The sequence below is a fragment of the Undibacterium sp. Ji83W genome (genome assembly GCF_049340385.1).
Classification (GTDB): Bacteria; Pseudomonadota; Gammaproteobacteria; order Burkholderiales; family Burkholderiaceae_D; genus Undibacterium.
Genome location: NZ_JBMPOZ010000035.1, coordinates 1 through 21340, shown reverse-complemented (window position 1 = coordinate 21340; position 21340 = coordinate 1). Strand labels below are relative to the sequence as shown.

17 protein-coding genes are annotated in these 21340 nt (G+C 50.4%); 13 read left to right on the top strand and 4 right to left on the bottom strand.

Annotation, left to right across the window (positions count from 1 at the left end; translation table 11 throughout):
- From sucC to recA, 4 genes are all read right to left on the bottom strand, one after another.
- Complete coding sequence (gene sucC, locus ACO0LD_RS30265; protein WP_423013008.1) at nt 1–1185, bottom strand: ADP-forming succinate--CoA ligase subunit beta; 1185 nt, start codon at nt 1183–1185, stop codon at nt 1–3.
- Nucleotides 1186–1216: 31 nt separating this feature from the next.
- Nucleotides 1217–1801: a DUF2889 domain-containing protein gene (locus tag ACO0LD_RS30260; RefSeq protein ID WP_423013006.1), complete on the bottom strand. Its 585-nt coding sequence runs from the start codon at nt 1799–1801 to the stop codon at nt 1217–1219.
- Between the two features lie 635 nt (nt 1802–2436).
- Nucleotides 2437–2895, bottom strand: coding sequence for a recombination regulator RecX (recX, locus tag ACO0LD_RS30255; RefSeq protein WP_423012980.1), 459 nt, complete (start codon nt 2893–2895; stop codon nt 2437–2439).
- A gap of 102 nt (nt 2896–2997) precedes the next feature.
- On the bottom strand, nt 2998–4041 hold the full coding sequence (gene recA / locus ACO0LD_RS30250) for a recombinase RecA (RefSeq protein WP_423012978.1): 1044 nt from the start codon (nt 4039–4041) through the stop codon (nt 2998–3000).
- Nucleotides 4042–4518: 477 nt separating this feature from the next.
- Between recA and ACO0LD_RS30245 the strand changes: the two genes are divergently transcribed.
- The 13 genes from ACO0LD_RS30245 to ACO0LD_RS30185 all read left to right on the top strand — a co-directional run bounded on the left by ACO0LD_RS30245 (nt 4519) and on the right by ACO0LD_RS30185 (nt 21209).
- Nucleotides 4519–5763, top strand: coding sequence for an MFS transporter (locus ACO0LD_RS30245; protein WP_423012976.1), 1245 nt, complete (start codon nt 4519–4521; stop codon nt 5761–5763).
- A gap of 56 nt (nt 5764–5819) precedes the next feature.
- On the top strand, nt 5820–7205 hold the full coding sequence (locus ACO0LD_RS30240) for a NarK family nitrate/nitrite MFS transporter (protein ID WP_423012974.1): 1386 nt from the start codon (nt 5820–5822) through the stop codon (nt 7203–7205).
- Nucleotides 7206–7427: 222 nt separating this feature from the next.
- Nucleotides 7428–11156, top strand: a complete 3729-nt coding sequence (locus tag ACO0LD_RS30235) for a nitrate reductase subunit alpha (protein ID WP_423012972.1) — start codon at nt 7428–7430, stop codon at nt 11154–11156.
- On the top strand, nt 11153–12706 hold the full coding sequence (gene narH / locus ACO0LD_RS30230) for a nitrate reductase subunit beta (protein WP_423012970.1): 1554 nt from the start codon (nt 11153–11155) through the stop codon (nt 12704–12706). The genes ACO0LD_RS30235 and narH overlap by 4 nt, the downstream gene beginning before the upstream one ends.
- A gap of 52 nt (nt 12707–12758) precedes the next feature.
- Nucleotides 12759–13418 carry a nitrate reductase molybdenum cofactor assembly chaperone gene (narJ, locus tag ACO0LD_RS30225; protein WP_423012968.1) on the top strand — a complete coding sequence of 220 codons (660 nt, stop codon included), beginning with the start codon at nt 12759–12761 and terminating at the stop codon, nt 13416–13418.
- A gap of 14 nt (nt 13419–13432) precedes the next feature.
- Complete coding sequence (gene narI / locus ACO0LD_RS30220) at nt 13433–14116, top strand: respiratory nitrate reductase subunit gamma (protein WP_423012966.1); 684 nt, start codon at nt 13433–13435, stop codon at nt 14114–14116.
- A 39-nt stretch (nt 14117–14155) separates the two neighbouring features.
- Nucleotides 14156–14902, top strand: coding sequence for a peptidylprolyl isomerase (locus ACO0LD_RS30215; protein WP_423012964.1), 747 nt, complete (start codon nt 14156–14158; stop codon nt 14900–14902).
- A 15-nt stretch (nt 14903–14917) separates the two neighbouring features.
- On the top strand, nt 14918–15370 hold the full coding sequence (locus ACO0LD_RS30210; RefSeq protein WP_423012962.1) for a hemerythrin domain-containing protein: 453 nt from the start codon (nt 14918–14920) through the stop codon (nt 15368–15370).
- A gap of 46 nt (nt 15371–15416) precedes the next feature.
- Nucleotides 15417–16712 (top strand): hypothetical protein, encoded by a 1296-nt coding sequence (locus ACO0LD_RS30205; protein WP_423012960.1) that lies wholly within the window; start codon nt 15417–15419, stop codon nt 16710–16712.
- Between the two features lie 94 nt (nt 16713–16806).
- Nucleotides 16807–17814, top strand: coding sequence for a GTP 3',8-cyclase MoaA (gene moaA / locus ACO0LD_RS30200; RefSeq protein WP_423012958.1), 1008 nt, complete (start codon nt 16807–16809; stop codon nt 17812–17814).
- Between the two features lie 19 nt (nt 17815–17833).
- Entirely contained in the window at nt 17834–18529 is a 696-nt protein-coding gene (locus tag ACO0LD_RS30195; RefSeq protein WP_423012956.1) for a carbonic anhydrase, read from the top strand.
- A 58-nt stretch (nt 18530–18587) separates the two neighbouring features.
- Nucleotides 18588–20525, top strand: a complete 1938-nt coding sequence (locus tag ACO0LD_RS30190) for a type IV pili methyl-accepting chemotaxis transducer N-terminal domain-containing protein (RefSeq protein ID WP_423012954.1) — start codon at nt 18588–18590, stop codon at nt 20523–20525.
- Between the two features lie 36 nt (nt 20526–20561).
- Nucleotides 20562–21209: a response regulator gene (locus ACO0LD_RS30185; RefSeq protein WP_423012952.1), complete on the top strand. Its 648-nt coding sequence runs from the start codon at nt 20562–20564 to the stop codon at nt 21207–21209.
- Nucleotides 21210–21340: the final 131 nt, after the last annotated feature.

Here is a 21340-nt window from a genome sequence, read left to right as displayed (position 1 = left end):
TTAAGCTTTAGCAGCAGCGGCAGCAACAACCTTCTGCGCTGCTTCTTCCATCGTGTCAGCCGCGATGATAGGCAGGCCAGAGTCAGCCAGCATCTTCTTGCCGATGTCTTCGTTAGTACCCTTCATACGCACAACCAGTGGCACTTGCAGGGAAACTGCCTTGGATGCAGTGATCACGCCTTCAGCGATCACGTCGCAACGCATGATGCCGCCGAAAATGTTGACCAGGATGGCTTTCAGGCCTGGGTTTTTCAACATGATCTTGAAGGCTTCAGTTACTTTTTCTGCTGTCGCGCCACCACCTACGTCGAGGAAGTTGGCTGGTTCGCCACCGAACAGTTTGATGGTATCCATCGTTGCCATCGCCAGACCAGCACCGTTGACCAAACAGCCGATATTGCCGTCGAGAGAGATGTAAGCCAGGTCAAATTTGGAGGCTTCGATTTCAGCTGGATCTTCTTCATCCAGATCGCGGTATGCGACGATTTCTGGCTGACGGAACAATGCGTTTGCATCGAAGTTGAATTTTGCGTCCAGTGCGATAACCTTGCCGGAGCCAGTCAGGATCAAAGGATTGATCTCAGCCAGGGAGCAGTCAGTTTCCATGAAGGCTTTGTACAAACCTTGCAACTGTACACGCGCGTCAGCGATAGAGCCTTCAGGCACGCCGATTTTGCGGGAGATATCATCCGCTTCAGCATCTTGCAAACCATTGGTCGGGTCGATTGCGATGGAATGCAGCAGCTCTGGATGTGATTCCGCCACTTCTTCGATATCCATACCGCCTTCGCTGGAGGCCATCAAGACCACACGCTGGCTGATACGGTCAGTAACCATACTCACATACAGTTCTTTTTTGATATCTGCGCCTTCTTCGATCAACAGGCGACGAACCTTTTGACCTTCAGGGCTAGTCTGATGCGTGATCAGTTGCATGCCCAGAATCGCCTCAGCGTATTCACGCACTTGCTCCAGGGATTTGGCGACTTTCACGCCACCACCCTTGCCACGGCCACCGGCGTGTATCTGTGCTTTGACAACCCAGACTGGTCCGCCCAGCGTTTCAGCCGCTTTGACAGCTTCGTCAACAGACAGGCATGGAATACCGCGTGGTACTGTCACTCCGAATTTGCGGAGGATTTCTTTACCCTGATACTCATGAATTTTCATACGACTTCCCTTCAGACACTGAGGTATAAATAATTAAACAAACAAACTAGCTGGGTGATTTCACGTCAGGCGATGCTTTTGCCCAACGCGGGTAATACTGAACAACCGCCGGCCCGTCAGTACGAAGGGCGTGACAGCGATCAAGTTGAAAAGGTTGTTGCGCCTGCTGGCCACGGTCAGTCGCACCGTCGCGGGTATCAATCACATCCCCGGCAAAAGCCTGGACTGCCGCTGTGGGCAGGATTTGCGCCATTTCGGTCAAATGGGTGCAACCATGCACGCCTGACATGCGTTCTTTCACGCCCTGGCGAAATTGCCTGAGTAAATTCAGGCCGATGAGTTTCTTGTAATCAGGGGTGATCGCTTCGCAGTAACCCGGATAAGGGACTGCATCAGAAGAGGCTTCTACATCAACGATGGTCAATTGCAGATCAATGGTAATGCGCAGGCTGAGGTCATGCAGCGCGCTGCCATTCGGGCGCACGCCAGATGCGAGGGTGATATCGCGGGGCTTATAGTCAGTGATACGGGCGTCAAGATCCCACAATCCATCATCGCGCGCGAACGCTTCGATCTGGATAGTACGCGTGTGCTTCAAGGCGCGTCTGGTGATTGACGAAGATAAGGGCATCATGCCTGCTGGCGGCTAAACCGGGGAATACTCAATAAATAGCCACAATTGCGTGTCGTTACCGCAGCTTCTACGATAACAGCCGCTCCTGCGGCCCTGCAAAAAAACCAGCAGAGTTTAGCACAGACCAGCCGCGAACTCATCATATGACTACAATTTAAGCAGTTTTCTGAGTATGCTTATGCAGAAATCTAAGCAGAAAATTAAGTTTTTTGTGGCTTTGCAGAAGAAAACTGGGTGATTATCAGGTAAATGTCTTTCCTTGCAATATTAATATGCACTTGAAAGCCTTGCTCATTCAAATCGCAAACTGATACTTGTTTCAAAGTTCGGGCCGAAGTTTTTGCTTTGCAGGTAAGTACTGGGTTCACCAGGCTGCGGATTATCAGCCCAATGTCTGGTATTCAATCAATGTCTCGACTTCAATAATAAGAATACCCTCCACTTCGTCATTCCTGCGCAGGCAGGAATCCATCGTGTTAACACCTTTAGAGCCAAATCTGCCGCGATCTTGTTCAGGATTTTTGAGTCTATGCAAATAAATCAAGAACAAACAAAATCAAGCAACACCGCTAGGCCTAAACCTGTGCTGGGCCGGCATCCTCGCAATTGTGAGCATTCTGAAATTGTGAATATTACTCATCATCCTCGTCCCGCGGCATTCGCATAGCCGCCTGCGTTGCCCGGCTGGAAAATCCCCTCTGCTGCAAAAACGCCGCCTGCTTCATTTTTTCCTGATGATCCTGCGGCGCGTGCCGGAATTTCCTGTGCAAGACCTGAACCGCCCTCTCTACTTCCGACTCTTTCAAGTCTTCTTTAACGTTTTCTATATCCTGCGCATCAAGGCCATGGCTTTGCAGCTCCGCCAGGATACGGTTATTCCCAAACCTGGCTTGTCGCCGATTAACCAGCGACTCAGAAAAACGCTCGCCAGACAAATACTGGGCCGCCTCCAAAAAATCCAGCACGGCCGCCACGTCATCGCCCTCTTCCGCATAACGTGCCAGTTTGCGCTCCAACTCCATGCGGCTATGTTCACGCATGGATAAATAACGCAGCGCTCGCGCTTTCAGGCTAATAGTAGGTTTTTTCATACTTTAAAAGCAAAAATGCCAGTTGGTAACTACCAACCGGCATGATTCAATACTATAGCGCTAACAATGCTACAGCTTAGTGCTGCAACTTGGTGCTGTAACTTATTCAGCCGCCACTGCCGACGGCATCAACAATGGCACGCCCAGATGCAAGCGCACTTTGTTTTCAATTTCAAATGACAGCTCAGGACGCTCTTTCAGATAAGTACGTGCATTGTCCTTACCCTGGCCGATACGTTCACCGTTGTAGCTATACCAGGCACCAGCTTTTTCTATGATCTTGGCATCGGCCGCCAGATCAAGAATTTCGCCTTCGCGTGAAGTGCCTTCGCCATACATAATGTCGAAGTGAGCTTCTTTAAATGGTGGCGCCACCTTGTTCTTGACAACCTTGACTTTGGTTTCATTACCCACCACTTCATCACCAGACTTGATAGAGCCAGTGCGGCGGATATCCAGACGTACAGAAGCATAGAATTTCAGCGCATTACCACCTGTCGTGGTTTCTGGGCTACCGAACATGACACCAATCTTCATACGGATCTGGTTAATAAAGATCACCAGCGTATTGGTACGTTTGATACTGCCAGTCAGCTTACGCAAAGCCTGGGACATCAGACGGGCTTGCAGACCAGGCAAAGAATCACCCATGTCGCCTTCAATCTCGGCACGTGGTGTCAAGGCTGCTACCGAGTCAATCACCACCAGGTCAACACTGCCAGAACGCACCAGCGCATCCGTAATTTCCAGTGCTTGCTCACCCGTGTCAGGCTGGGAAATCAGCAAATCAGACAGGTTCACACCCAGTTTTTGAGCATAACCAACGTCCAAAGCATGCTCAGCATCGATAAATGCACAAGTACCGCCCAGCTTTTGCATTTCAGCAATAGCCTGCAGCGTCAATGTGGTTTTACCAGAAGATTCAGGACCATAAATCTCAACTACGCGGCCACGTGGCAAGCCACCGACGCCCAACGCGATATCCAGACCCAGAGAGCCAGTAGAGACAACCTGCACCTCTTCCACCACTTCACCGTCGGCCATACGCATGACCGAACCTTTACCAAACTGCTTTTCTATCTGTGCCAGCGCTGCTGCAAGTGCCTTTGCTTTTTCTGAGGCATTTTCTGGTTTCTTATCGTCCATACATTCTTTCATTCAATAAGCGGCGGGTGGAAAAAGGAATACAGGCTTAATTTCCTGCGATTTGCAGTACTGTATAAAAAAACAGTGATTTATGCAAGCGACTTTTTACATTGATTTCTGAATGGGGGATTTTACAGTCAAACATTAGTAATCATTGTCGAAATCCACTTAACTCTGAACTTTGTTCACTTAACTCTGAACTTTAATGCTCTGTATTGCCGAATCCGATACGAAGCTAAACAATTTTACAGTCTGGCATTAAAATTTTCGGGAGCTATACCGCTTTTCCAAGTTTGCAATACCTTATTACGACACATCCTTTGCAATTGCGGCACCATCGAATACTCGTCTGACGAACTAGTTCTACTAGACGATACCCCCCTCCTTTTGCATCAATTAATGCAACCTTCAGACGAATTTTAAAATAACCCTATTCTTTGTAAGCTGATAGCACCTATAAAAGTAAAAGGAGCTGTCATGGCTAGTCAGGGCAAAGCCTATGTGGTGCTGGGTTCCAGCACACTGGCCTTCACCGTCTGTTTCACCATCTGGATGATGTTTGGTGTGATTGGCATTCCGATCAAGGCGGCATTACATCTCAATGAAACGGAATTTGGTCTGCTGACGGCGATGCCTGTGCTGACCGGTTCTTTGATACGTGTGCCACTTGGTATCTGGACTGACCGCTTCGGTGGCCGCATAGTCTTGTTCTTGCTGATGTTGTTCACCGTCATACCGATTTACCTGATCAATTATGCCACGGCTTACTGGCATTTCCTGGTGCTGGGTTTGTTCGTTGGCCTGGCAGGTGGTTCTTTTTCCGTGGGCACCCCTTACGTCGCACGCTGGTTCAAGAAAGAACGGCAAGGCCTTGCCATGGGCATTTTTGGAGCAGGTAATTCTGGTGCGGCTGTCAATAAATTCATTGCTCCTGCCCTGATCGCTGCTGCGGGCTGGACGCTGGTACCCAAGGTGTATGCAGGCTTGATGCTGGCTGCTGCCCTGATCTTCTGGGTGTTCTCTGCCACTGACCCCAGCCATAACGTCAAATCCAATATCAGCTTCCTGGCTCAGCTGAAAATGCTGAAAGACCCAAAGGTCTGGCGTTATTGCCAGTATTACTCTGTCGTCTTTGGTGGTTATGTGGGCTTGAGTTTATGGATGGTCAAGTACTACGTGACTGAATATGGTTTCGACATCAAGAGCGCTGCCTTGCTGGCTGCCTGCTTCTCTTTACCTGGCGGTGTCCTGCGCGCGTTTGGTGGCTGGTTGTCTGATAAGTATGGTGCCTACAAAGTGACATGGTGGGTCATGTGGGTATGCTGGGTTGCCTTCTTTTTACTGTCTTATCCGCAAACTGATTTCACCATCAAGACCATCAACGGCATGCAGAGCTTTCATCTGGGCCTGACTCCAATGCTGTTCACGACCATCCTGTTTGTTGTTGGTATTGCCATGGCAGTGGGCAAGGCATCTGTCTTCAAATTTATTTCGGATGATTACAGCAGCAATATCGGTGCCGTTTCTGGCGTGGTCGGTTTGGCGGGTGGCCTTGGTGGTTTTATTTTGCCGGTTTTGTTCGGCGCTATTGTCGACATTACCGGTGTGCGCAGTTCCTGTTTCATGCTGTTGTACGGCACGGTCTGTGTGTCCCTGGTGTGGATGCATTTCCAATTCCGCAGGGAAGGCATGTTAGCAGCCCAGGCCGCTATGCCAGCCTGACATCTGTGAGCAAGGGTGAACATTTGTGATTACAAATTATTCAAAATGAGGAGCATATGATGAGTCATGTATTAAACCGGTGGGAACCAGAAAATCTTGAATTCTGGCGCAAGGAAGGCAGCTCGATTGCGAATAGAAATTTATGGATATCCATACCCAGCCTGATGCTGGCATTTACAGTATGGATGCTATGGAGTGTGGTTGCCGCTAACCTGGACAAGGCTGGATTTCATTTCAGTAAAGACCAGCTGTTTTTCCTGACGGCCTTGCCCGCCTTGTCAGGTGCAACTTTGCGGATTTTTTATTCTTTCCTGGTGCCTGTATTTGGTGGCCGTAAGTGGACAGCGATTTCCACTGCAAGTTTGTTGATCCCCGCTTTGGGTATGGGCTTTGCCTTGCAAGATCCTACGACCAGTTATTCGACCTTATTGATACTGGCGCTGCTGTGCGGTCTGGGTGGTGGTAATTTTAGTTCCAGCATGGCGAATATCAGTTTCTTTTTCCCAAAATCACGCAAAGGTTATGCCACCGGCATGAACGCAGGCATTGGCAATCTGGGTGTCTCAGTGGTGCAGTTTGTGACGCCGCTGGTGATTTCTTCTGCCATGTTTGGTGTCAGCATATCTGGTGATGGCTTTCTGTTTCATAACGCCAAAACCGGCGCCGATAATATGTTCTGGCTGGCGAATGCCGGGTTTATCTGGGTACCGTTTATTGTGGTTGCAACCCTGATGGCATGGTTTGGCATGAATGATATCGCCTCGGCCAAAGCTTCTTTTGCGGATCAGGCGGTGATCTTCAAGCGTAAACACAATTGGCTGATGTGCTGGCTATACATAGGCACCTTTGGTTCTTTCATTGGTTTTTCTGCCGGGTTTGCGATGCTGATCAAGGCGCAGTTCCCTGAAATTGATGTCGCGAAATTTGCCTTTCTCGGGCCTTTGGCCGGTGCACTGGCGAGGCCTATTGGTGGCATGATTTCTGACAAAATAGGTGGTGCCAGATTGACATTTTGGGTCTTTGTTGCCATGGCAGCCACAATCGTCGCAGGTATTTTGCCAGCCTTGCATGAGCATCAGTTCATGACCTTTCTAGTGTCCTTTATAGTCATGTTCATTTTGACTGGTCTGGGAAACGGCTCAACCTTTTGCATGATACCGATCATTTTCCAGACCGACCGTGAACGCGCGGCCAAGGGCAAGGGCGAGCCTGCATTGAAGCAGGCCAGGCTGGACGCTGCCAAGGAATCTGCTGCCGTGCTCGGCTTCTCCGGTGCGATTGGTGCATACGGTGGCTTCTTTATCCCCCAAAGTTTTGGTACGTCCATCAAGATGACAGGCGCACCTGATATGGCACTGTATGTGTTCATTGGCTTCTATGTCAGTTGCATGGCCATCACCTGGTGGTATTACTCACGCAAAGGTGCAGAGATGCCTTGCTAGATTTTTAAACAATAGAAATATCCTGGAAAACGGCCTGTGTATTCACAGGCCGTTTTTTTATAAGCAGCGCCGTTCTAGTTCTAAAGGACTAGGTGGTCTAGTGCGAATGCGCAACAAATTCCACCGCACTGAAGAATGGGCGGGACAGCCTCGATTCCCTACACTCTCAGCATGCATTAAAGAAAATGTGGGTACATCGCCCACTTGATATGGAGAGTTACGATGAGTCATTTTCTGGATAGATTGAAGTTCATGTCGCGGGTGAAGTCTACCTTCTCCGATGGTCATGGTGCCGTGGTCGAAGAAGACCGCAAATGGGAAAATGGCTATCGCAGCCGCTGGCAGCACGACAAGATTGTGCGCTCTACCCATGGTGTTAATTGCACTGGTTCGTGTTCCTGGAAAGTGTATGTCAAGAATGGTTTGATTACCTGGGAAACCCAGCAAACTGATTATCCACGCACCCGCCCCGATCTACCTAATCATGAGCCACGCGGCTGTCCGCGCGGCGCGTCTTACAGCTGGTACGTGTATTCTGCCCAGCGCGTCAAATACCCGATGATACGTGGGCGTCTGATGGAAATGTGGCAAGAAGCCCGCAAGACCATGGGGCCGATAGATGCATGGGAAGCCATTAGCCAGAATCCTGAAAAAGCAAAACGCTACAAGTCCGTGCGCGGCCTTGGCGGTTTTGTCCGCGCTGACTGGGATACGGCACAGGAAATCATCGCCGCATCAAATGCCTATACCATCAAAAAATTTGGCCCGGATCGCGTGGTTGGCTTTTCGCCTATCCCGGCGATGTCCATGGTTTCTTATGCCGCCGGTTCACGCTACCTGAGCCTGATAGGTGGCGTACCGCTGTCTTTCTATGACTGGTATTGCGATTTGCCACCGGCCAGCCCACAAATCTGGGGTGAGCAAACAGACGTGCCTGAATCTGCTGACTGGTATAACTCGACTTACCTGATGGTATGGGGATCGAATGTACCGCAGACCCGCACGCCGGATGCGCATTTCTATACCGAAGTGCGCTACAAGGGTACTAAAACGGTCGCCGTGTCATCTGACTTTGGGGAAATGGTCAAGTTTGGCGACATCTGGATGGCACCCAAACAGGGTACCGACGCCGCACTCGCCATGGCCATGGGCCATGTGATACTGAAGGAATTCCATCTCGGTAACAAGTCTGCCTACTTCCGCAGCTATGTCAAACAATATACCGATATGCCCATGCTGGTACGTCTGGTAGAACGTAATGGCAGCTATGTACCGGATCAAATGCTGCGTGCTTCGCAATTGCCAGGCAATCTGAACGAAGCCAATAATCCAGACTGGAAAACCCTGGCTATCGATGAAATCACGGGCGATATCGTATCGCCCAATGGCTCTATCGGCTATCGCTGGGGTGAAGGAAAATTCGATGACGGTGCTAAAGTTGGTCGCTGGAATCTGGAAGCCAAAGACGGCAACTCTGGTCGCGCAATTGACCCGCAACTGAGCCTGGTCGGCAAGCATGACGAAGTAGTCACGGTTGGTTTCAATTACTTCGGTGGCAACGACGCCAATGATATGTTGTTGCGTCATTTGCCAGCAAAACGCGTCACTTTGGCCGATGGCAGTGTTGCCCTGGTGGCGACTGTATACGATTTGTCGATGGCGAACTACGGTGTTGATCAGGGCCTGGGTGGTGCGGTTGCATCATCGTATGACGATGATGTTCCCTACACACCGGCCTGGCAAGAAAAACATACCAGCGTCAAGCGCGATCTGGTGATACAGGTAGCACGTGAATTTGCGCAAAATGCCCATGACACCGAAGGCAAGAGCATGGTCATCGTCGGTGCAGCCTTGAATCACTGGTACCACAATGACATGATTTATCGTGGCATCATCAATATGCTGATGATGTGCGGTTGCATAGGTAAATCCGGTGGTGGCTGGGCGCACTATGTTGGTCAAGAAAAACTGCGCCCACAATTTGGCTGGGCACCACTGGCATTTGCCAGCGACTGGGTACGCCCTGCACGCCAGATGAACGGCACCAGCTTCTTCTATGCCCACACCAGCCAATGGCGTCATGAAAAACTGGCACTGGATGAGATACTCGCACCGACTGCAGACAAGTCCAAGATCAGCCACATGAGCATGATAGACATGAATGCCAAGTCCGAGCGTCTTGGATGGCTGCCATCGGCGCCGCAACTGGAAACCAATCCGCTGGATGTCTGTGATGCAGCAGAAAAAGCGGGACTGACGCCACAGGATTATCTGAAGAACAGCCTGAAATCAGGCACGGTCAACATGAGCTGTGATGATCCGGACAATCCTAAAAACTTCCCGCGCAATATGTTTGTCTGGCGCTCGAACATCCTCGGCAGTTCTGGCAAAGGGCATGAATACTTCCTCAAGTATTTGCTGGGCACACAAAATGCCTTGTTTGATGATCCAGACGAGGCGGTCAAACCGTCTGAAGTCAAATACCGTCCTGTGGCAGCAGAAGGCAAGCTTGACTTGCTGGTAGTGCTCGACTTCCGCATGAGCACAACTTGCCTGTATGGCGACATCGTCTTGCCGACAGCTACCTGGTATGAAAAAGATGACCTCAATACCTCTGACATGCACCCCTTCATTCACCCATTGAGTGAAGCTGTGCAACCGTTGTGGGAAAGCAGGACCGACTGGGAAATCTATAAAGGTATCGCCAAAAAATTTACTGAAATTAGCGGCGAATATCTTGGTACCCGCAAGGACATCGTATTGCAACCTTTGATGCATGATACCCCGGGTGAACTTGGTCAGGCTTTTGAACCCAAGGACTGGAAGAAAGGTGAATGCGATCTGATACCCGGCAAGACTGCACCTAATTTCTTTGTAGTGGAACGCAACTATAAAGACATCTACAAGAAGTTCACCTCGATAGGCCCTTTGCTTGATAAGTTGGGTAATGGCGGTAAAGGCATCAACTGGAACACCGAACATGAAGTCAAGGAAATCGGTGGCATCACCAAGGTTGTGACTGAAGAAGGTGTCAGCAAAGGCCGCCCGCGTCTGGAAAGTGCCATCGACGCCTGCGAAATGATACTCACCTTCGCACCTGAGACCAATGGCCATGTCTCCGTCAAGGCATGGGAGGCGCTGGGCAAGATTACTGGTCGTGACCACACCCATCTGGCAGTTGGCCGTGAACATGACAAGATCCGTTTCCGCGATGTGCAGGCACAGCCTCGCAAGATTATTTCAGCACCGACCTGGTCTGGCCTGGAATCTGAAGAAGTCAGCTACAACGCCGGTTATACGAATGTGCATGAATACATACCATGGCGCACGCTGACTGGTCGCCAGCAGTTCTATCAGGATCACCGCTGGATGCTGGATTTTGGTGAAGGCTTGTGTGTCTACAAACCGGCTATCGACACCAAGACAGTAGCGCCTATGTTGAATAAATCGCCGAATGGCGAAAAAGAAATCGTTCTCAATTTCATCACGCCGCATCAGAAATGGGGTATCCATTCTACTTATTCAGACAATTTGCGCATGCTGACACTGAGCCGTGGTGGCCCGCACGTGTGGATATCCGAAGGTGAAGCGAAAGAAGCAGGTCTGGTAGATAACGACTGGGTCGAAGTCTTTAACAGCAACGGTACTTTGACAGCCCGTGTCGTAGTCAGCCAGCGTGTACCCAAAGGCATGTGCCTGATGTATCACGCCCAGGAAAAGATCATCAATACGCCAGGGGCAGAACTCAGCGGCCAGCGCGGCGGCATACATAATTCGGTCACGCGTGCAGTCTTGAAACCTACCCACATGATAGGTGGCTATGCACAACTTGCTTATGGCTTCAATTATTACGGTACCGTCGGCAGCAACAGGGATGAGTTCATTGTCATGAGAAAGATGAAAAAAGTAGATTGGCTGGAAGGTAAACTGGAAGAGGAGTCAGCATCATGAAAATTCGTGCACAAGTCGGCATGGTACTGAATCTGGACAAGTGTATTGGTTGCCATACCTGCTCAGTCACTTGCAAGAACGTCTGGACCAGTCGTGATGGTGTTGAATACGCCTGGTTCAATAACGTTGAAACCAAGCCCGGCATAGGTTATCCCAAGGAATGGGAAAACCAGAAAAAATGGAAAGGTGGCTGGCACCGCACTGAAGCTGGCAAGCTGGAACCAAGACAGGGCGGCAAGCTGCGCATACTCGCAAATATCTTTGCCAATCCTAACTTGCCTTCGATTGATGATTATTACGAGCCATTCACATTTGATTATGAGCATCTGCAAAATGCACCCCTGATGCAGACACCGCCGACGGCACGCCCTATCTCTGTGCTGACTGGCAAGAAGATGGACAAGATAGTATGGGGCCCGAACTGGGAAGATGATCTCGGTGGTGAATTCAGCGCACGCAGCAAGGATGCCTTGTTTGAAGGTGTGCAAAAAGAGATGTACAGCACCTTTGAATCCACCTTCATGATGTATTTGCCGCGTCTGTGCGAACATTGCCTGAACCCCGCCTGTGTGGCTTCCTGCCCTTCAGGCTCTATCTACAAGCGCGAAGATGATGGCATCGTACTGGTTGATCAGGACAAATGCCGTGGCTGGCGCATGTGTATTTCCGGTTGCCCTTACAAAAAGATTTATTACAACTGGAGTTCGGGCAAGGCTGAAAAATGTACCTTCTGCTATCCACGCATAGAGGCTGGTCAGCCTACTGTTTGTTCAGAAACATGCGTTGGCCGTATCCGTTATCTGGGTGTCTTATTGTATGACGCCGACAAGATAGAAGCTGCAGCGTCGGTACCGGATGAAAAGGATTTGTATGAAGCACAGCTTGGCTGCTTCCTGGACCCGCATGACCCTGCAGTGATAGCCGAGGCACGCAAGCATGGGATACCTGAAAGCTGGATACAGTCTGCGCAAAAGTCACCGGTCTACAAAATGGCGATGGAATGGAAGATTGCTTTCCCCCTGCATCCTGAATACCGCACTTTGCCCATGGTCTGGTATGTACCACCGCTGTCGCCCATACAAAAAGCGGCAGAAGCTGGTCATATGGGCATGAACGGCATTATCCCTGATGTGAAATCCTTGCGTATACCTGTGCGTTACCTGGCTAATTTACTGACAGCAGGCAAGGAAGAACCGATAACCAACGCCCTGGAACGCATGCTGGCCATGCGCGCCTACAAGCGTTCTGAAACCGTACACGGACAGCTTGATCATGAGGTATTGAAACAGGTGGGACTGAATGCCGCGCAAGTGGAAGACATGTACCAGACCCTGGCAATTGCCAACTATGAAGACCGTTTCGTCATCCCATCTTCACACAAGGAAATGGTGGAAGACAGCTTCAATGAAAAAGGCAGTTGCGGATTTACTTTTGGTAATGGTTGTTCGGGTGGCACCTCGGATGGGGCCTTGTTTGGCAAGAAACCTCAAGGCAGCGTGATTTTTGTGGACATGCCCAAGTCACGCAAGAAGATGTCGACCACCGAATAATTTGTCAGGGCGCAGCAAGTGCGCCCTGCATTGACGAAAAAAAGGAAATCGTATGCAAATTTATCGCATTTTATCGGCATTGATGAGCTACCCGCAAGTTGATCTGATCGCTGCCTTGCCAGAGATCGAGCAGGCGCTGCAAGACGAGCCAGTATTTCTGGACGCTTTGCAGCCCTTATTAAACTACCTGAAATCAAACAGCCTGATTGCGCTGCAAGAAAATTATGTAGGCACGTTTGACCGCACGCATTCTTTGTCCCTGCATCTGTTTGAACATATCCATGGCGAAAGCCGTGATCGTGGGCAGGCCATGGTTGATTTGATAGAAGAATATCGTACTCATGGCTTTGAACCGGAGGCCAGCGAATTGCCTGATTTTGTTCCACTGTTCCTGGAATTCCTGGGCCTGATGGATGAAGCTACCTCAGAGAAATTGCTCGGTGAAGCCATTCATGTGCTGGCGGCGATAGGTATGCGCCTGCAACGCAAGGCCAGTCCTTACGCCAATCTGTTTCTGATACTGACGACCCTGACCGATGTGGTACCACACGAGCAGGGCGAGCCTCCAGTGCGCGATATGGATGATGCAATGGAAACCTTCGGCCCTGGCGCAGATGGTGTGGAGCCTTTATTAAAGCCCAATCTGTCGGGCACGCATACCGTGAATTTTTATCCCAGACAACCTAAACAAGGTGCTGCTGCAGCCCAATAATCAGGGAGACCATCATGACCTATCTGCATCAATTTATTTATGGGATTTATCCCTATATCGCGCTGGCCATTTTTTTGTTTGGCAGCCTTGCACGTTTTGAGCGTGAACAATATACCTGGAAGAGTGACTCTTCACAGATGCTGTATGCAGGCAATCTGCGGCTGAGCAATATCCTGTTTCACGTGGGGATTCTGGGTCTGTTCTTTGGCCATCTGGTTGGCTTACTGACCCCGGTCATCGTGTGGGACACTGTGGGTATCAGCCATAGCTTCAAGCAAATGATCGCCATGGTGGCTGGCGGTATCTTTGGTACGCTGTGCATGCTGGGCTTGCTGATCCTGTTGCACCGTCGTCTTACCGATGCACGTATCTCGGCAGTGACAAAGACAGGGGATAAAGTTTTGCTGTTATGGATATTCATCACACTGGGTCTGGGCCTGTCGACGATCTTTGAATCAGCAAATCATAGCGATGGCCACATGATGGTGTTACTGATGACCTGGGCTCAGCACATCGTCACTTTCAAAGGGGATGCTGCCGAGTTCATCGTCGCCGCACCTTTGCTGTTCAAGCTGCATTTATTCATGGGTCTGAGTCTGTTCGTGATCTTCCCATTCACCCGGCTGGTGCATGTCTGGAGCGGTTTTGCTTCAGTGACTTATATCAACCGAGCATGGCAGTTGGTAAGGCCACGCTGATTATCCATAGATTCAATAAGTTTAGTAAGGGAGAATAATATGCCAGTCATTGTCAATGATTACGAACTGACAGACGCTGATATGGAGCAGGAATTGCCGGCGCATCAGGATGCCGCAGACGCGATGAAAAGCGCCATGACTGCCCTGGTGCTGCGCCGTGTCTTGCTGGATGAGGCCCAGCATCTGGGCTTGCAGCATGAAGAGGACGATGCCAGGGTTGATGCCTTGCTGCGGCAAGAAGTCAAGGTGCCGACACCAGGGCGTGACGAATGCCTGCGTCAGTACCAGGCTTATCCGGACCGCTTCAAGGTTGGTGAACTGGCTGAGGCCAGCCACATCCTGTTTCAGGTGACAGCAGGTGTCGATCTGGATGCCTTGCGCAAGCATGCTTCCGTGGTGCTGGCAGATTTGCTGGAAAATTCTGCCTTGTTTGCAGAATGTGCGAAAGCAAATTCAAATTGCCCATCCAGTGAAGTAGGTGGCAGCCTGGGACAGATAACACGCGGTGCGACAGTGCCGGAGTTTGAGCAAGCCGTATTTGCAGCAGAGCCTGGGCGCATTATTCCCAAGCTGGTAGAAACCCGCTTCGGCCTGCACATCATCCTGGTGGGTCGCAAAATGGATGGAAATTTACTGCCTTTCGATGACATAGAAAGCAATATCGCCAGGGACATGTACCAGGCCAGCCATGATCACGCCATGCGCCAGTATCTGCAATTGCTGGTGGGGCGCGCAAAGATTTCTGGCATAGATATCCAGGGTGCAGATACTCCATTAGTCCAATAGTCAGGAAAATAAATCATGTCGCAAGCAATGAAAAAACTCGTGGTTCAGCACACAGAATGTGATGAGCAATTGAATCGCTGTGAAGCTGCTTTGCATAAGGGTGATATGGCAGCAGCTCAAAGGAATTTTCGTTTATTCAGTGAGCAACTGGATAGTCATTTCGCCCTGGAAGAAGACAGGCTTTTCCCGGCTCTTGAAAAAGCAACTGGCATGTTGCATGGTCCAACTGTGGTCATGCGCGCCGAACATGTAGAAATCCGCAGTTTGCGCGATGAGGCAAATGCTGCGATTAAAGCCGGCCAGGCAGACCAGGCACTGGCTGTGCTGGATACGCTGAATGTCCTGATACAGCAACACAATATCAAGGAAGAGAATATCCTGTATCCCATGTGTGGCGGCAGTATTCCCAACCTGGAAGAAGTGCTGGGCATGGGTAGTACTTGTTGTGGTGCCTGTTCTTGCGCCTAGAGAGTCCTATCAGTTACACGCTTGAGCAATATCTGGATTGCCATCTATGGCTGGCGTAAAAATTCTTAACTACGAGCTTTCGCCTTCGCCAGCCACTATCTTTGGCTGTCTGTTGCCTGCACCCTGGATGGGTGTGTTGACAGGCTTGCTGCTGGCATTTGGCCCGCAGCAAGCATTGCCAGACCGGTTCGCGCCTTTGACTTTGGCGCTGACTCACTGCCTGGCACTGGGTATGCTGGCACCCATCATGATAGGCGCGCTGTTCCAATTAATGCCCGTGGTGGCTGGACAGGCAGTCGCAGGAGCGCACAAGATAGCAGCTTTTGTGGCCCTTGGCTCTGCCTTGATAGCTGCGGGACTTAGCCTGGGATTTTTGCAGGGCATCACCGCAGGGTTTATTTTCGCAGGCGTCCTGGCTGCAATGCTGTACGGTGCGGTCACGCTGGCTTTACTGACAGCGGCGTGCAAGATCGCGGTCGTCGACAGCACCACGCGCACCTTGCGGTGGATACCTCTGGCGTTCTTGCTGGTCGTGGCGCTGGGTATCAGCCTGGCAGGCAATTTTGCCGGTTGGTGGCAACTGGATGTCATGTACTTGCTGGACTTGCATGTGGGCTGGGGATTGACATGCTGGATAGCGACGCTGGTAGTTGGTATCGCATCAACAACGATGCCCATGTTCTGGCAAACAAAACGCCCGTCGGCCTATTGGCAAAGGGCATTGCCGGGCGTGCTGTGGCTACCCTTGTTATTGGCATTCTGGCCAGCGCTGCAGCAGTTTGCTTTGTTATTCGCTTGCCTGGTGATTTTCCTGTTGGCCTTGATTGCCTTTGTGACTGTCTGGCGTGCCAAACGCCGCTTTGATCCTGCATGGGGCTTATGGCTGGTGTGTACAGCCAGCTATATGTGCACAGCTCTGCTGGCAGCCTTGCCAACTGTACTCAAACATGTTGGTGGATTCATTTTGCCGGATCTTATCTCGCAGGCACTGCCATGGTGGATAGCAGTGCTGGTACTGGTCGGTGGTGCGGTATTACCGGTCAATGCGATGCTGGGCAAGATCATTCCATTCCTGGTGTTCATGCATCTGAGAAGACAAACGCCGATGGGGCAGCGCGTACCTACCATGCAGGCAGTGTTGCCGCCGCAGCGCTTGTTGTGGCAAGCGCGTGCTGTATTGCTGGCATTTGCTTTACTGATGTTATTGCCGATGGCACCAGCCTGGCTTGCTACTGCGGCAGGAATTGCCTTTTCCATATCGCAGGCTTATCTGGGTAGTTTGCTGATCGTGTGCTTACTGCGTTACCGGCATGAATTGAAAGCCGTATTTCTGGCTAAATAAGTCACTCTGAGCTACTCATATAGTTCGAATGAACTATCTTCCTTTAGCTTGGCGGCGAATTGTGCTGCTGCCAGTCTCCGACCACAATGCAGGTATGGAAACTCCTGCCCCTCCTTCATCCCAACCTAAGCTGATAGACCGCTTTGGCCGCCGGGTCAGTTATTTGCGCCTGTCGGTCACTGACCGCTGCGATCTGCGTTGCAGTTATTGCATGCCCAAAGGTTTTTCTGGTTTTGAAGAGCCTGAGAACTGGCTGCGTTTTGATGAAGTCACACGCGTCGTTGCAGCATTTGCTCGCATGGGCGTAGGGCGTGTACATTTGACGGGTGGCGAGCCTCTGTTACGCCGTGGCTTGCCGCAACTGGTGGCACAGTTATCCGGCTTGCCTGGTCTAAAAGACATTTCGCTGTCCACCAATGCGACCCAATTGCACAAGCATGCACAAGTCTTGCACGATGCAGGCGTGCGTCGCATCAATGTCAGTCTGGATAGCCTGGACCGGGCCTGCACAGAAAAAATCACAGGGCGCGACAGTTTCGCCAGCATCATGGCCGGGCTGCAGGCTGGCAAGCAGGCTGGGTTCGACCCTATCAAGCTCAACATGGTAGTCATGCGTGGCATCAATGACCATGAAATCATGCGCATGGCGCAATTCTGTTTTGAAGAAGGCTTTATCCTGCGCCTGATCGAAGCCATGCCCATGGGTGAGACAGGCCGCAACAGCCAGTACATGGATATAGGTCCGATCCGCGATCAATTGGTCAGCCGGTTTAATTTAGTCCCCGCAGCGGCAGAACTGGGCGGTGGCCCGGCCCGTTACTGGACGACTGGCGACAGCAAAGGCACGATAGGTTTCATCTCGCCCATCAGCCAGCATTTTTGCGCCACTTGCAACCGGGTGCGCCTGTCGGTAGATGGTACTTTATACATGTGCCTGGGGCAGGAAGAAAAGTTTGAACTGCGCCCCTTGCTGCGCGCCGGTATCAGTGACCAGGAACTGGATGCCGCCATACGAACAGCGATAGAATTAAAGCCGGAGCGCCATGAATTCAAGGAACAGCCGCATAAAATTATCCGCTTCATGTCGCAAACGGGCGGTTAGCAGAATGATGGAGTAAAGTATGGAAGTCAGAAATATCCAGCAATTCATAGAGGGGTTCCAGCGTTTTCAAAGCAAATATTTCGCAGGTGAAGACAAGTTGTTTGAAAAGCTGAATCACGGCCAGAATCCGACCACCTTATTGATAGGTTGTTGTGATTCACGGGTAGATCCTGCCTTGTTGCTCGATTGTGACCCCGGTGACATATTTGTAGTTCGCAATGTCGCCAACCTGGTGCCACCCTGCAATGAATCAGCACAACAGCATGGCGTGAGTGCTGCCATACAATTTGCCGTCGAGGCCCTGAATGTAAAACGCATCATCGTCATGGGACATGAAAAATGCGGCGGCATACGCGCACTGATGCAGGGCTACAAGCCCAGCCGCAAGATAGATTTCATCGGCCGCTGGATGAAGATAGTTGAACCAGTCAAGCAGCAAGTGCTGCAGCAACTGGCGAATTGTTCAGAGTCGGAACAGATACGCGCCTGCGAATTGGGGGCAATCATCAACTCCCTGAATAATCTGCGCAGTTTTCCCTGGATCTCCGAACGTGAGGCCAGAGGCGATATTGCTTTGCATGGCTGGTATTTTGATATGAGCAACGGTGCCTTGCTGGCCTATTCAGAACGTTCTGACACGTTTTTACCCATGGTATGCCCCCTGAACATTGCCAGCAAGGTCGTCATAAAAGAAGTCTCTTATAGCGAACCATGAAGAATGGTCTGCAATGCGCCTATACTAGCTCTGACACATACTAGCTAAAGTACCCATCATGAACCCAATTTCAGGCTCACCCCATACCTTGCCAGTAGGCAAGCGCCTGACTTTCAGGATACTACTGACGACACTGATAGGCCTGGGCCTTACGCTGGCAGCAGTTGGCTACACCTTGTTGCTGTCATGGCAACTGGAAGGCGGCGGCGCTGCGATCAATGAAGCAGGTAGTCTGCGCATGCGCTCTTACAGATTGGCGATGGAGCTTGAACATGATCAGGTCGCCATGAAAATAGAGCATGAACTTGAAGACTTCAATCGCACTTTGAACGACTTGCAAACGGGTGACGCCAAGCGCCCCCTGTTCTTGCCTTCCTCCAGGTCTGTTCGTGAGCAAATGCTATTGGTTCAAAATGAATGGCAGCAACATATACAGGTCAATGCAAGAAAAGTACTGATTGAGAATAATCCGCAAAATAAGCAGGCAGCACTGGTCTCTTACAGAAAAGAACTACCTGTTTTTGTGGAGAGCATCAATAAACTGGTATCTCTGGTAGAAGTTGAACTGGCAGAAAAAACTACCTGGTTGCGCTTATGTCAGACCGTCCTGATTTTCATGTCACTGGCGGCCAGTATCGCATTGCTGTATCTGCTATACCTGTGGATAGTCGGCCCGGTCACGCGCATGCAGGCGGGTATCGCGCGCATGTCCAAGGACGATTTGAGCGTGCGCCTGCCAATTGAAACTGAAGATGAGTTTGGTGTCCTGGCGCAAGCCTTCAACCAGATGGCTGACCATGTACAAAGCGTGCACCGCACTTTGGAAGAACGCGTAGCAGAAAAAACCGCCAGGCTGCAAGACCAAAATCACGAGATCAGCACCTTGTATGAAATTGCCGGGTTCCTGGCAGGGCCGCATGCGATAGAAGAATTATGTCGTGGGTTCCTGCACAGGATAATGCAGAGAATAGAAGCCGATGGCGGCACCGTACGCATACTCGATAACCTCAGCGATAACCTGCATATCACGGTACATGAAGGTATCTCGGAACAAATGATAGAAGAGGAACATTGCATCAAGAAAGATGATTGTCTGTGCGGCGCGGCTACCCATCAGGGCATTATCATAGTCCGGGATTTTCGCAAGATGGACCGGCAGCGCCGTTACCGCTGCCAGGAAGAAGGTTTTTTCTCATTAGCGGTTTTCCAGATACTGGCACGCGAACAAGTCATAGGCAGCTTCTCGCTACATTTTTCCAAGGAACGTGACATCACCAGTGAAGAACGACGCCTGCTGGAAACCCTGGGTAAAAACCTGGGCATTGCAATTGAAAACCAGCGGCTGATCGCCAGGGAAAAAGAATTTGCCGTATCGAATGAACGCAATCTGTTGGCGCAAGGTTTGCATGACAGCATTGCGCAAGGTTTGAATTTCCTGAACCTGCAAGTACAGATGCTGGAAGATTCCCTGAGTCGTAATGACGTAGAAGAAATCAAGGACATCACCCCCATGTTACGCGCCGGAGTGCAGGAAAGCTATGAAGACGTACGGGAGCTATTGCTTAATTTCCGCACTCGCCTGCAAGACAGTAACCTGGAATCAGAAATGCGCAATGTCGTCGGCAAATTCCAGCGTCAGACTGGTGTGCATGGAGAGATTGAGTTTGTCGGCAATGGCGCACCTCTTGCACCTGAACAGCAATTACAAGTGCTATTCATTCTGCAAGAAGCTTTATCGAATGTGCGCAAGCATGCGCAAGCCAGCGAAGTCATGGTCAAGGTACAGAATGAACGGGATTTTTCCCTGACCGTGACGGATGATGGCGAAGGCTTCAACATGGACAAGGTCCATGAAAAAGGTGATGCACATGTAGGTCTGCGCATCATGCAGGAAAGAGCCGAACGGCTGGCTGCAAAATTCGATATCAAGAGCCAGGTTGGTGAAGGCACCACCATAGCGCTGGAATTATTGCGGCAAGAACGTCTGGTAGCGTAAGTTCATTTTATAAGTATCAGAAAGCACGGGATATCAATGCCTATCAAGATTTTACTGGTGGATGACCATACTCTTTTTCGCAGTGGCATGCGCTTATTGTTACAGCGTAATCCAGAGTTTGAAGTGGTCGGTGAAGCCGTGGATGGTCTGGAAGGCGTCAAACGGGCCAAGCAACTGCGCCCTGATGTCGTCTTGATGGACTTGAATATGCCAGGTTTGTCCGGTTTGGAAGCCATGCAACTCATCGTTGAAGATTTGCCAGATACGGCAGTCCTTATGCTGACCGTTTCCGAAGAAGCCGAGGATTTAACGACCGCCTTAAAGAATGGCGCACGCGGCTACTTATTGAAAAATATAGAAGCAGATTATCTGACACAGGCCATTAAGCGTGCAGCCGCAGGTGAGCCTGTGATAGCCGAATCCATGACAGCCAAGTTGGTCATGCAATTTCGCTCAGGATTTAATCAGAGCAATATTCCAAAAAAAGAAAAGCTGACCCCCAGGGAACGCGAAACCATGGTCTGTCTGGCGCGTGGTGAAAGCAATAAAGAAATTGCCCGCAATCTGGATGTGGCAGAAAGCACAGTCAAAATCCATGTGCAAAATATTTTGAAGAAACTAAATCTGACCAGCCGAGTGCAGATTGCTGTGTATGCCGTTGAACATGGCATGGATAAAAATTAAACATACTAGGGAATGTCTGATTAAGTTCTAATTTTCTTCAATTTCAAAATCATGTTCAGGCAAAAGCATGAAATGCGTTGCAGGAACATGATGATCTTCATAAATTGGGGAACATCTCCCCCATCTGTATC